The sequence below is a fragment of the Rhizobium sp. GR12 genome, from assembly GCF_036596185.1.
Lineage (GTDB): Bacteria > Pseudomonadota > Alphaproteobacteria > Rhizobiales > Rhizobiaceae > Agrobacterium > Agrobacterium nepotum.
Window position 1 is genome coordinate 329,927 of the sequence record NZ_JASXTH010000006.1, and the last position, 12,091, is coordinate 342,017.

11 protein-coding genes are annotated in these 12,091 nt (G+C 58.5%); 9 read left to right on the top strand and 2 right to left on the bottom strand.

Annotated features, from left to right (window positions below; genetic code table 11):
* Positions 1-77: 77 nt before the first annotated feature.
* Positions 78-2,513: a DNA topoisomerase (ATP-hydrolyzing) subunit B gene (gyrB, locus tag QSK43_RS13130; protein ID WP_332303786.1), complete on the top strand. Its 2,436-nt coding sequence runs from the start codon at positions 78-80 to the stop codon at positions 2,511-2,513.
* 104 nt (positions 2,514-2,617) lie between these two features.
* On the opposite strand, the gene QSK43_RS13135 is transcribed toward gyrB, so the two are convergent.
* Positions 2,618-3,220 (bottom strand): nitroreductase family protein, encoded by a 603-nt coding sequence (locus QSK43_RS13135; protein ID WP_332303787.1) that lies wholly within the window; start codon positions 3,218-3,220, stop codon positions 2,618-2,620.
* A gap of 127 nt (positions 3,221-3,347) precedes the next feature.
* Here QSK43_RS13135 and QSK43_RS13140 point away from each other — a divergent pair, with 127 nt between their 5' ends.
* From QSK43_RS13140 to QSK43_RS13175, 8 genes are all read left to right on the top strand, one after another.
* Complete coding sequence (locus QSK43_RS13140; RefSeq protein ID WP_332303788.1) at positions 3,348-4,190, top strand: fumarylacetoacetate hydrolase family protein; 843 nt, start codon at positions 3,348-3,350, stop codon at positions 4,188-4,190.
* Positions 4,191-4,420: 230 nt separating this feature from the next.
* The gene (locus QSK43_RS13145; RefSeq protein WP_332303789.1) at positions 4,421-5,653 is read left to right on the top strand and encodes a polyhydroxyalkanoate depolymerase; all 1,233 of its coding nucleotides are present in this window, start codon (positions 4,421-4,423) and stop codon (positions 5,651-5,653) included.
* A gap of 68 nt (positions 5,654-5,721) precedes the next feature.
* Positions 5,722-6,489: a M48 family metallopeptidase gene (locus QSK43_RS13150; protein ID WP_332303790.1), complete on the top strand. Its 768-nt coding sequence runs from the start codon at positions 5,722-5,724 to the stop codon at positions 6,487-6,489.
* Between the two features lie 102 nt (positions 6,490-6,591).
* Positions 6,592-7,254 carry a phosphoribosylanthranilate isomerase gene (locus QSK43_RS13155; protein WP_332303791.1) on the top strand — a complete coding sequence of 221 codons (663 nt, stop codon included), beginning with the start codon at positions 6,592-6,594 and terminating at the stop codon, positions 7,252-7,254.
* Between the two features lies 1 nt (position 7,255).
* A complete protein-coding gene (gene trpB / locus QSK43_RS13160) occupies positions 7,256-8,476 on the top strand; it encodes a tryptophan synthase subunit beta (RefSeq protein WP_332303792.1) in 1,221 nt (406 codons plus the stop codon).
* 4 nt (positions 8,477-8,480) lie between these two features.
* Positions 8,481-9,320 carry a tryptophan synthase subunit alpha gene (trpA, locus tag QSK43_RS13165; protein WP_332303793.1) on the top strand — a complete coding sequence of 280 codons (840 nt, stop codon included), beginning with the start codon at positions 8,481-8,483 and terminating at the stop codon, positions 9,318-9,320.
* 27 nt (positions 9,321-9,347) lie between these two features.
* Complete coding sequence (accD, locus tag QSK43_RS13170; protein WP_045019256.1) at positions 9,348-10,241, top strand: acetyl-CoA carboxylase, carboxyltransferase subunit beta; 894 nt, start codon at positions 9,348-9,350, stop codon at positions 10,239-10,241.
* 87 nt (positions 10,242-10,328) lie between these two features.
* Positions 10,329-11,708, top strand: coding sequence for a bifunctional folylpolyglutamate synthase/dihydrofolate synthase (locus QSK43_RS13175; RefSeq protein WP_332303794.1), 1,380 nt, complete (start codon positions 10,329-10,331; stop codon positions 11,706-11,708).
* A gap of 50 nt (positions 11,709-11,758) precedes the next feature.
* On the opposite strand, the gene trxA is transcribed toward QSK43_RS13175, so the two are convergent.
* Positions 11,759-12,079, bottom strand: coding sequence for a thioredoxin (trxA, locus tag QSK43_RS13180; protein WP_045019255.1), 321 nt, complete (start codon positions 12,077-12,079; stop codon positions 11,759-11,761).
* Between the last annotated feature and the right edge of the window lie 12 nt (positions 12,080-12,091).

Sequence of the window (12,091 nt, forward strand, 5' to 3'; positions counted from 1 at the left end):
ATGTCGGATTTGAGTGATTCGCAGGCTTCGGGCCTTCTCACTGAAAACTTGGCCAGGAAATTTTGGAAAGAGTACTTATGACCGAAACATCGTCAAGCGAAGTCGGCGCGAACACTGAATACGGAGCCGATTCGATCAAGGTCCTCAAGGGTCTTGATGCTGTGCGCAAACGGCCCGGCATGTATATCGGCGATACCGATGACGGTTCCGGCCTGCATCACATGGTCTACGAAGTGGTCGACAACGCCATCGACGAGGCGCTCGCGGGTCATGCCGATCTGGTGACGGTGACGCTGAACGCCGATGGATCTGTGACGGTAACGGATAACGGACGCGGCATCCCTACCGACATCCATTCGTCCGAAGGCGTTTCCGCCGCCGAAGTCATCATGACCCAGCTTCATGCGGGCGGAAAATTCGACCAGAACTCCTATAAGGTTTCCGGCGGTCTGCACGGCGTGGGCGTTTCTGTGGTGAATGCGCTCTCTGTCTGGTTGAAGCTCAGAATCCGCCGCAGCGGCAGGCTGCACGAGATTTCCTTCACCCATGGCGTTGCCGATGCGCCGCTCTCCGTCATTGGCGAATATGAAGGCCGCTCCGGCACGGAAGTCACCTTCCTGGCCAGCCCCGAAACCTTCACCATGACGGATTACGATTTTGGTACGCTGGAGCATCGCCTGCGCGAACTCGCGTTTTTGAATTCCGGCGTGCGTATCGTACTCACCGACAAGCGTCATTCTGATATCAAGCAGGAAGAGTTGCTTTACGATGGCGGACTTGAAGCTTTCGTGCGTTATCTCGACCGGGCCAAGAAACCCCTGGTGGACAAGCCTATCGCCATTTATAGCGAAAAGGACGGCATCACGGTTGAGGTCGCCCTTTGGTGGAACGACAGCTACCATGAAAATGTACTCTGCTTCACCAACAACATTCCCCAGCGCGACGGCGGCACCCATATGGCCGGCTTCCGCGCAGCGCTGACACGCCAGATGACATCCTATGCCGAGACATCCGGCATCATGAAAAGGGAAAAGGTGAGCTTGCAGGGTGAGGACTGCCGCGAAGGTCTGACAGCCATTCTTTCCGTCAAGGTCCCAGACCCCAAGTTTTCCTCGCAGACGAAGGACAAGCTCGTTTCGTCCGAAGTACGCCCGGTCGTGGAAAGTCTCGTCAATGAGGCTCTGTCCACCTGGCTCGAAGAACATCCGTCCGACGCGAAGATCCTTGTCGGCAAGGTGGTGGAAGCGGCTATTGCCCGCGAAGCCGCCCGCAAGGCGCGCGAACTGACGCGCCGCAAGGGTGCGCTCGATATAGCCTCTCTGCCCGGCAAGCTTGCCGACTGCTCCGAGCGTGATCCAGCGAAATCCGAACTCTTCCTCGTCGAGGGCGACTCCGCTGGCGGTTCGGCCAAGCAGGGCCGCTCGCGCGAAACGCAGGCCATCCTGCCGCTGCGCGGTAAAATCCTGAACGTTGAGCGCGCCCGTTTCGACAAGATGTTGTCCAGCCAGGAAATCGGCACACTGATCACCGCGCTCGGCACGTCGATCGGTAAGGATGAATTCAACGCGGACAAGCTGCGTTACCACAAGATCATCATCATGACGGATGCTGACGTCGACGGCGCCCACATCCGTACCCTGCTGTTGACCTTCTTCTTCCGCCAGATGCCAGAACTGATCGAGCGCGGTCATCTCTATATCGCTCAGCCGCCGCTTTATAAGGTGACGCGCGGCAAATCCGTGCAGTATCTCAAGGATGAGAAGGCGCTGGAAGAATACCTCATCTCCATGGGCCTTGAGGAGGCGTCGCTCACACTCGGCTCCGGAGAAGTGCGCGTCGGCGCCGATCTCCGCGAGGTCATTATCGACGCTGTGCGCATGCGCATGCTGATCGATGGCCTGCACTCCCGCTACAGCCGCTCGATTGTGGAACAGGCCGCCATTGCCGGTGCGCTCAACCCCGAGCTTTCGGCCAATGCCGCGCGTGCCGAGGAAACCGTTGCCGAAGTGGCGCGGCGTCTCGACATGATTGCGGAAGAAACCGAACGCGGCTGGTCCGGCACGGTGCTGGAAGACGGCGGTTTGCGCTTCGAGCGCATGGTGCGCGGCGTAAAAGAAGTCTCGACGCTGGATATGGGCCTCATTGGTTCGGCCGATGCCCGTCACATCGATCAGCTCACAGCCCGCACGCGCGACATCTACGCCACCCCGCCGGTCCTGCAACGCAAGGACGGTACGATGGAGCTGCCCGGTCCGCGGGCGCTTCTGGAGGCGATTTTCGCCGCAGGCCGCAAGGGTCTTTCCATGCAGCGTTATAAGGGTCTCGGCGAAATGAATGCCGAGCAGCTGTGGGAAACGACACTCGACGCCAATGCCCGATCGCTGCTGCAGGTCAAGGTCCCCGATGCGACGGATGCCGACGGTCTGTTTTCCCGCCTGATGGGCGACGAGGTGGAACCACGCCGCGACTTCATTCAGGAAAATGCCCTGAGCGTTGCGAACCTCGACATCTAATCCTGTGGGGCGTCTCGCATAACGATTCACGTGAAACGAAACTTTAACAAAAGGCCCGGTGGGTTAATTTCCTCCGGGCCTTTTGTCATCGGACTTGCCGCATATCAATCGGCCTTGACGATGAACCGCCCTTCGAAAGCTACGTCTGAAAGAGGCAGCCGCTTGCTCGGCACTTCCCGTTCCGCCAGATCGTCTGGAAGAACGCCCTTGTCGGTCATGGTGCCGATGGCAACCGCCGCCTCCACCTTGTATCCATCAGGAACATCAAGCTTTTCAACGATCTGGTCTTTCAATATGCCAGCCATGCCATGGGCGTGGTAACCAAGCAGATGCGCCTGCATGGCAAGTGAAAACCACGCCGCGCCGGCATCGAAGGAATGGGTCGCGGATGGTTTTTTCTCGCCCTCGCGCGAGATATTGTAGCTGCGGGAGATGACGAAGAGCAGCACGGAGGCATTTTTCGCCCAGCGCTGGTTTGCTTCCACCAGAAGTTCCACGAAAAGCGGCCAGTTTTCGCTATCCTTATGTGCATAGACAAACCGCCACGGCTGCTGATTGGAAGCCGAGGGCGCCCAATGCGCTGCGTCGAGAATGGTCAGCAGATGTTCATGCGGCATGGCGCGCCCATCAAAGGCACGGGGCGACCAGCGATCGAGGAAGAGGGGATCGACGGGATATTCGGATTGCCGGGAATTGCTGTTCGTCACAGACGTGTCCTTTTGGTTGCCAGGAAGGAAAAGGTATTTTTCGAAAGTTGGAGCAGTCAAGGGGTGACAAGTATAAATGCATCGTTCATATATGCATTACCTTGTCTGACAACCGGGAGAGAGTTCCATGAAATTGATGCGCGTTGGCCAGCCCGGCCAGGAAAAACCTGCAATCCTCGATGCGGAAGGAAAAGTCCGCGATCTGTCCGCCCTTGTCAAAGACATCGGTGGGGAAGCCATTTCTCCGGAAGGCCTGAAGAAGATTGCCGCCATCGATCTTGGCACTCTTCCCGTGCTCAGCGACGAGCGCATTGGTGCCTGCGTTGCCGGAACCGGAAAATTCATCTGCATCGGCCTCAACTTCTCCGACCATGCCGCTGAAACCGGTGCCTCCGTACCGCCGGAGCCTGTCATTTTCATGAAGGCAACGTCTGCGATCGTCGGCCCGAATGATGATGTCGTCATCCCGCGCGGTTCCGAAAAGACCGACTGGGAAGTCGAGCTTGGCGTGGTCATCGGCAAGACGGCGAAATATGTTTCGGAAGCCGATGCTCTTGATTACGTTGCCGGTTATTGCGTTTCGCACGATGTTTCCGAACGCGCTTTCCAGACGGAGCGCGCCGGACAGTGGACCAAGGGCAAGTCCTGCGACACATTCGGTCCGATCGGCCCCTGGCTGGTGACGAAGGAAGAAATCACTGAACCGCAGAACCTCGGCATGTGGCTGAAGGTCAACGGCCAGACGATGCAGGACGGCTCCAGCAAGACCATGGTTTACGGCGTCGCGCATGTCGTTTCCTATCTCAGCCAGTTCATGTCCCTGCATCCCGGCGACGTCATTTCCACCGGCACGCCTCCCGGCGTCGGCATGGGCCAGAAGCCGCCGCGTTACCTGAAAACCGGCGATGTCGTTGAACTCGGCATCGAGGGCCTCGGTTCCCAGAAGCAGACTTTTGTCGCCGACATCTGATTGTCGACCAGAGCATTTCCAGTAAAAGTGCGCAGCGGTTTTACGTCCGGAAAATGCGTAACGCCAAACAGATAGAGCACGTCTAACGATTCCGTTTAAACTGGACGTGCTCTAGCGTTCAACTGAAATTGAGGCGCCGGCGGGAAACCGCTGGCGTCTTCGATTTTGTGCAGTTGCGAAAAGCTGCTATGGTCAAAAAAAGAGCTTGATCCGCGAGGGAGGCGTAATCAGTGTTCTACCACCTTTATGAAATGAACCATGCGGCGATGGCGCCACTGCGCGCCGGTGCCGATATGATGCGCCAGGCCTGCAGCAATCCTCTGAACCCGCTTTCCAGCACCGCTTTCGGGCGCAGCCTCGATGCCGGCTTTGAGGTGTTCGAACGCCTGACACGCCGTTACGTCAAGCCGGAATTCGGCCTTGGCACCACTGTTGTCGATGGTGAGACTGTTGCTGTCACCGAAGAAATCGTCTGGTCGCATCCGTTCTGCAATCTCGTTCATTTCAAAAAAGAACTCGACGCGGCTCGTAAATCCCATCCGAAGGTGTTGCTGGTAGCGCCGATGTCCGGCCACTATGCCACATTGCTGCGGGGGACGGTCGAAGCACTGCTGCCATCGGCGGATATCTACATCACCGACTGGATCGATGCCCGCATGGTGCCGGTAAGCGACGGGACCTTCGATCTCGACGACTACATCAGCTATGTCATCGATATGCTGCGCGAGATCGGGCCGGGCGCGCATGTGGTCGCCGTCTGCCAGCCGTCGGTGCCGGTGCTGGCCGCCGTCTCTCTCATGGAAGCCGATGGGAATAGTTTCGCGCCGGCATCCATGACATTGATGGGCGGCCCGATCGATACGCGCATCAATCCCACTGCGGTCAACGGTCTTGCCACGGCCAAGCCAATCGAATGGTTCCGCGACAATGTCGTCATGCAAGTGCCGTGGCCGCAGCCCGCTTTCGGCAGGATCGTTTATCCCGGCTTCCTGCAATTATCCGGCTTCATGTCCATGAACCTCGACAAGCACATGACGGCGCACAAGGATTTTTATCTCAACCTCGTCAAGAACGATGGCGATTCCGCCGAAAAGCACCGCGATTTTTACGACGAATATCTGGCCGTCATGGATCTGACGGCGGAGTTCTATCTGCAGACGGTGGAAACCGTCTTTATCGAACACGCATTGCCGAAGGGAAACATGCTGCATAGGGGCAGGGCGGTCGATCCCGCCGCCATTCGCAATGTCGCATTGTTCACCGTGGAAGGCGAGAATGACGATATTTCCGGCGTTGGCCAGACCAGGGCGGCCCACGATCTTTGCCGGAATATCCCTGATGAAAAACGCGCCCACTATATGCAGCCGGATGTCGGCCATTACGGTGTCTTCAACGGGTCGCGTTTCCGCAAGGAGATCGTGCCGCGTATGCTGGAATTCATCCGCAAGCATGAGATCGCATAGAGTGGAATGGCAGGCGATGCCGCGCATTTGCGTGGCCAAGCCGGTGTCGAATCGGCTATGAACCACTCATGTTTTCGTTCCTCAGAAAATCCGTGAAGTCGCCGGCGCAAAAAAAGACCGCACCGAGCCAGCGCACCGTCGAGGTGGCCGGTCGGCATGTGCCGATTACGGTGAAGGAAAATCCGCGCGCGACCCGCATCACCCTGCGTATCGAACCCGGTGGAAGGGCATTGGCGCTGACGATCCCGATCGGGCTCCATCACGGCCAGGTGGATGATTTTCTCGAAAGGCATCAAGGCTGGCTGGAAGGCAAGCTTTTAAAGTTCGGCGCCGATGAGGGATTGCGTCACGGTGCGACCATCGATATTCGTGGCGTATCCCATCATATTCATCACACTGGCAGCCTGCGGGGCCTGACCTATATCGCCAAAGACGAGAACGGCACGGCGGTTTTAAAGGTCAGCGGCGCGCCCGAACATCTGCGCAGACGGGTGGCGACCTTTCTGAAAAAGGAAGCGAAGGCCGATCTGGAAAGACTGGTTGCCGTTCATGCAAGCGCCGCCGGAAAGCCGGTGCGATCCATCAGCATGAAGGACACCCGCAGCCGCTGGGGCTCGTGCTCCCATGATGGAAATCTGAGTTTCTCATGGCGCATCGTCATGGCGCCGGAGAAGGTCATCGATTATCTCGCCGCCCATGAGGTTGCGCATCTGCGCGAAATGAACCACGGCCCGAAATTCTGGGCGCTGTGCGAAAAGCTTTGCCCACACACGCAGGAAGCCAAAGAATGGCTGAAACGCCATGGCTCCAAACTCCACGCCATCGATTTTGATTGAAAGTGGAGACGTGGATCGCCATCTGGATTCACGTGAAACATTCCATGGAAAACGGGTGCGATTTGGCTCGACTCTTGTCGCATTTCGTGTCAGGTCGCGGATATGAAACCGGATATCAAGATTTGCGGATTGAAGACACCGGAAGCGCTGGAACGTGCCGTCAGGCGCGGTGCCTCCCATGTCGGCTTTATTTTCTTTGAAAAAAGCCCTCGCAACATCGAGCCCGATATCGCCGGCAGGCTGGCGGAAGCCGCCCGTGGCGCCGCCAAGGTGGTCGCTGTCACCGTCAATGCCGACAATGACGACCTGGACGAGATTGTCGATCTGCTGAGACCGGATATTCTGCAGTTGCACGGCGGCGAAAGCCCGGAAAGGGTGTTGAACATCAAGGCGCTCTACGGCCTTCCGGTGATGAAAGCGCTTTCCGTTCGCGACGCCGCCGATCTTGCCAAAATCGATCCCTATATCGGCATAGCCGACCGTTTCCTGCTGGATGCCAAAGCGCCTGCCGGTTCCGATCTGCCGGGCGGCAACGGCGTCTCCTTCGACTGGACCATCCTGCGCTCTCTTGACGGAAGTATAGATTACATGCTTTCCGGGGGCTTGAATAAGGATAATGTCGCCGAGGCTCTGGCCGAGACGGGGGCAAGCGGAATAGATTTATCGTCCGGTGTCGAAAGCGCGCCGGGCGTCAAGGATCTGGCCATGATCGACGCATTCTTCGATGTGGTGAATGATTGGTCGAAAGGCCCAAAGGGAGCTTGAAGTGAACGACGCGCCAACACCCAATTCTTTCCGCGCTGGTCCCGATGAGGACGGCCGCTTCGGCATTTACGGAGGCCGCTTCGTTGCCGAAACGCTGATGCCGCTCATTCTGGATTTGCAGGCAGAATGGGACAAGGCCAAGACCGATCCTCAGTTCCAGGCCGAACTCAAGTACCTCGGCACCCACTATACCGGCCGTCCGAGCCCGCTTTATTTCGCGGAACGCCTGACTGCGGAACTCGGCGGCGCGAAGATCTATTTCAAGCGCGAAGAGCTGAACCACACCGGCTCGCACAAGATCAACAATTGTCTGGGCCAGATCCTGCTTGCCAAGCGCATGGGCAAGACCCGCATCATCGCCGAAACCGGTGCCGGCCAGCACGGCGTTGCCTCCGCCACCGTCGCGGCGCGTTTTGGTCTGCCTTGCGTCGTTTATATGGGTGCGACGGATGTTGCACGTCAGGCGCCGAATGTTTTCCGCATGAAGCTTCTGGGCGCTGAGGTAAAGCCGGTGACGGCCGGTCACGGCACCCTGAAGGATGCCATGAACGAGGCCCTGCGCGACTGGGTCACCAATGTCGACGATACCTATTACCTGATCGGCACGGCGGCCGGTCCGCATCCCTATCCGGAAATGGTCCGCGATTTCCAGGCGGTGATAGGCGAGGAAGCCAAGGTACAGATGCTGGAGGCCGAAGGCCGCCTGCCGGATATGATCATTGCGGCTGTCGGCGGCGGCTCGAACGCCATCGGCATCTTCCATCCTTTCCTCGATGACAAGAATGTCCGCATCGTTGGCGTAGAAGCTGGCGGCAAGGGTCTTTCGGGTGATGAGCATTGCGCATCGATCACGGCCGGTTCGCCGGGCGTTCTGCACGGAAACCGCACCTATCTGCTTCAGGACAGCGATGGCCAGATCAAGGAAGGCCATTCCATCTCCGCAGGTCTCGATTATCCCGGCATCGGCCCTGAGCATTCCTGGCTGAACGATATCGGTCGCGTGGAATATGTGCCGATCATGGATCATGAGGCGCTGGACGCCTTCCAGATGCTGACTCGCCTTGAAGGCATCATTCCGGCGCTGGAGCCAAGCCACGCATTGGCGGAAGTCATCAAGCGCGCGCCGAAGATGGGCAAGGACGAAATCATCCTGATGAACCTCTCCGGTCGCGGCGACAAGGATGTCCACACCGTCAGCAAGTTCCTTGGAATGGATGTATAAGATCATGACTGCACGTATGGACAAGCGCTTCGCCGATCTGCGGGCGGAAAATCGCCCGGCCCTGATCACCTATTTCATGGGCGGCGACCCGGACTTCGAAACCTCACTCGGCATCATGAAGGCCTTGCCGGAAGCGGGTGCCGATGTCATCGAGCTCGGTATGCCGTTTTCCGACCCGATGGCGGACGGCCCGGCGATCCAGCTGGCAGGACAGCGCGCGCTGAAAGGCGGCCAGACGCTGAAAACCACGCTTGATCTCGCCCGCGAGTTCCGCAAGGATGATGATGCGACCCCGATCGTGATGATGGGATATTACAATCCGATCTATATCTACGGCGTCGACAGGTTTCTGGACGACGCGCTGGCGGCCGGTGTCGATGGCCTGATCGTGGTCGATCTGCCGCCGGAAATGGACGACGAACTCTGCGTTCCCGCCTTGGCGCGCGGCGTCAATTTCATCCGTCTCGCCACGCCGACGACGGATGGCAAGCGCCTGCCTGCCGTTCTTAAAAATACCTCAGGCTTCGTCTATTATGTCTCCATGAACGGCATTACCGGTTCCGCACTTCCCGATCCCTCGTTGATCTCGGGCGCGGTCGGTCGTATCAAGGCGCATACGGATCTGCCGGTTTGTGTCGGTTTTGGTGTCAAGACGGCCGATCATGCTCAGGCAATCGGCGCTGTGGCGGATGGTGTGGTGGTCGGTTCGGCCATCGTCAACCAGATCGCCGGCAGCCTGACGAAGGACGGACAGGCGACAGCCGATACCGTGCCGGCCGTCACGACGCTGGTAAAGGGACTTTCAACGGGCGTGCGTGCGTCGCGCCTTGCCGCTGCGGTATAAGCGCGCGGCCCAGTCAGGAGTAGTCAGTTGAACTGGATCACCAATTACGTACGGCCCCGGATCAATTCCATGCTTGGCCGCCGCCCGGAGGTTCCGGAGAACCTGTGGATCAAGTGCCCGGAAACGGGCGAGATGGTCTTCCACAAGGATCTGGAAGACAACAAGTGGGTCATTCCGGCTTCCGGTTATCACATGAAGATGCCGGCAAAGGCGCGCCTTATCGATCTCTTCGATGGCGGCGTCTATGAAGCCTTGCCCCAGCCGAAGGTGGCGCAGGATCCGCTGAAGTTCCGCGATTCCAAGAAATACACCGATCGTCTGCGCGACAGCCGGACGAAGACCGAACAGGAAGACACGATCCTTGCCGGCGTTGGTCATCTAAAGGGGCTGAAGATCGTTGCCGTCGTGCATGAATTCCAGTTCATGGGCGGCTCGCTCGGCATTGCGGCAGGCGAAGCCATCGTCAAGGCGTTCGAGCGCGCCATTTCCGAGCGTTGCCCGCTGGTCATGTTCCCGGCCTCCGGCGGTGCCCGCATGCAGGAAGGCATTCTCTCGCTGATGCAGCTGCCGCGCACCACGGTTGCGGTGAACATGCTGAAAGAAGCGGGCATGCCCTACATCGTGGTTCTGACGAACCCGACGACGGGTGGGGTGACCGCTTCCTACGCGATGCTGGGCGACGTCCATATCGCCGAGCCGGGTGCCGAGATTTGTTTTGCCGGCAAGCGCGTGATCGAGCAGACCATTCGCGAAAAGCTCCCCGAAGGCTTCCAGACGTCGGAATACTTGTTCGAGCACGGCATGGTGGATATGGTGATCGACCGCCGCGAAATTCCCGATACGCTGGCAAGCCTTCTCAAGATCATGACAAAGGCTCCGGCAGAAGCGAACGCGGTCGTTCCACTTGCGGCTTCGGCCTGACGGAAAAATATGTCGCCCGGAGGCGGCGAAATCGCCTTCGGGATGATGTAATACGTTGCATGATTTCATCTCGGGTGCGGCGGACAAATGGCCAAGACGACGCCTGAAAGGCGAACAGAAGATATGACGAAGCCCGCAATCGGCGAGGCCGAACAGATCATCGAAGAGCTGATGCAGCTCCACCCCAAGGGTTTTGATCTTTCGCTGGATAGAATCTCCCGTCTTCTGGAAAAACTCGGCGATCCTCAAAAGAGGATGCCGCCGGTTATCCATGTCGCAGGCACGAACGGTAAGGGCTCGGTCAGCGCCTTTTGCCGGGCTTTGCTGGAGGCGGCAGGTCTTTCCGTCCACGTCCATACCTCTCCGCATCTCGTGAATTGGCATGAACGTTATCGCATCGGCGTTTCCGGCGGCAAAGGTCGGCATGTCGAGGACGCCGTCTTTGCGGACGCGCTGCGCCGTATCGAAGTTGCCAATGGTGGCCAGATGATAACGGTTTTCGAAATCCTGACTGCTGCGATGTTTCTGCTGTTCGCGGAACAGCCGGCCGATGCCGCGATTGTTGAGGTGGGACTAGGTGGGCGCTTCGATGCGACCAATGTGATCAACAATCCAGCAGTTTCCGTCATCATGCCAATCTCGCTGGACCACCAGGCCTATCTCGGCGATCGGGTTGAATTGATCGCTGCCGAAAAGGCGGGCATCATGAAGAAGGGTTCACCCGTCGTCATTGGCCATCAGGAGCATGATGCGGCGCTGGATACCCTCGTTGCCACGGCGGAGCGGCTGGGTTGCCCGGCGTCTGTCTATGGGCAGGATTTTTCCGCGCATGAAGAGTTTGGCCGCATGGTCTATCAGGACGAGTTCGGCCTGACCGATGCGCCGCTGCCGCGCCTTCCCGGTCGCCACCAGCTCGCCAATGCTGCTGCCGCTATTCGCGCTGTCAAGGCCGCCGGTTTCGAAGTGACGGAACGGATGATCGAAAAGGCCATGACAACAGTGGAATGGCCCGGCCGTCTACAGCGCATCGTAACCGGCAAGATCGCCGAAATGGCCCCGAAGGACGCGGAAATCTGGATCGATGGCGGTCACAATCCCGGCGCGGGCGAAGTCATTGCCGAGGCCATGGCAGGGTTTGAAGAAAAGACACCGCGCCCGCTTTTCATCATAGCGGGCTTGATCAACACCAAGGACCCGGTGGGATATTTCAAGGCTTTCGCCGATATTGCCGAATATGTCTTCACTGTGCCGATCGGCGGCACCGATGCGGCGATCGATCCCGTCGTGCTCGCCCATGCGGCCTTCGATGCCGGTCTGGTGGCGGCACCCACATCTTCCCTGACCGAAGCGCTGGACGAGTTGTCGCGCCGGGTTGATCCTGAAGGGCCGCCGCCGCGCATCCTGATCGGCGGCTCGCTTTATCTCGCCGGAAACGCACTTGCGCTGAACGGTACGGTTCCCCAGTAAAAAAAGCCCGGCATCGCTGCCGGGCTTTTCTTTATTCCATCAAAAACGATTTAAGCGGCACCGGAAATCCAGGCCGAAAGCGCTGTCTTGGGTGCAGCGCCAACCTTGATGTCGGCCACTTCGCCGCCCTTGAAAATTGCAAGGGTCGGGATAGAGCGAACGCCGAACTGGGCGGCCAGTTCCGGGTTTTCGTCGATATTGAGCTTTGCGACCTTGACCTTGCCGGCAAGCTCGGACGAAATTTCTTCAAGGCTCGGCGCGATCATCTTGCACGGGCCGCACCATTCGGCCCAGAAATCCACCACGACAGGTTCGGAGGATTCGAGGACTTCGGACTGGAAGTTGGCGGCGTCGACTTTTACGGTAGCCATATCTGGCTCTCC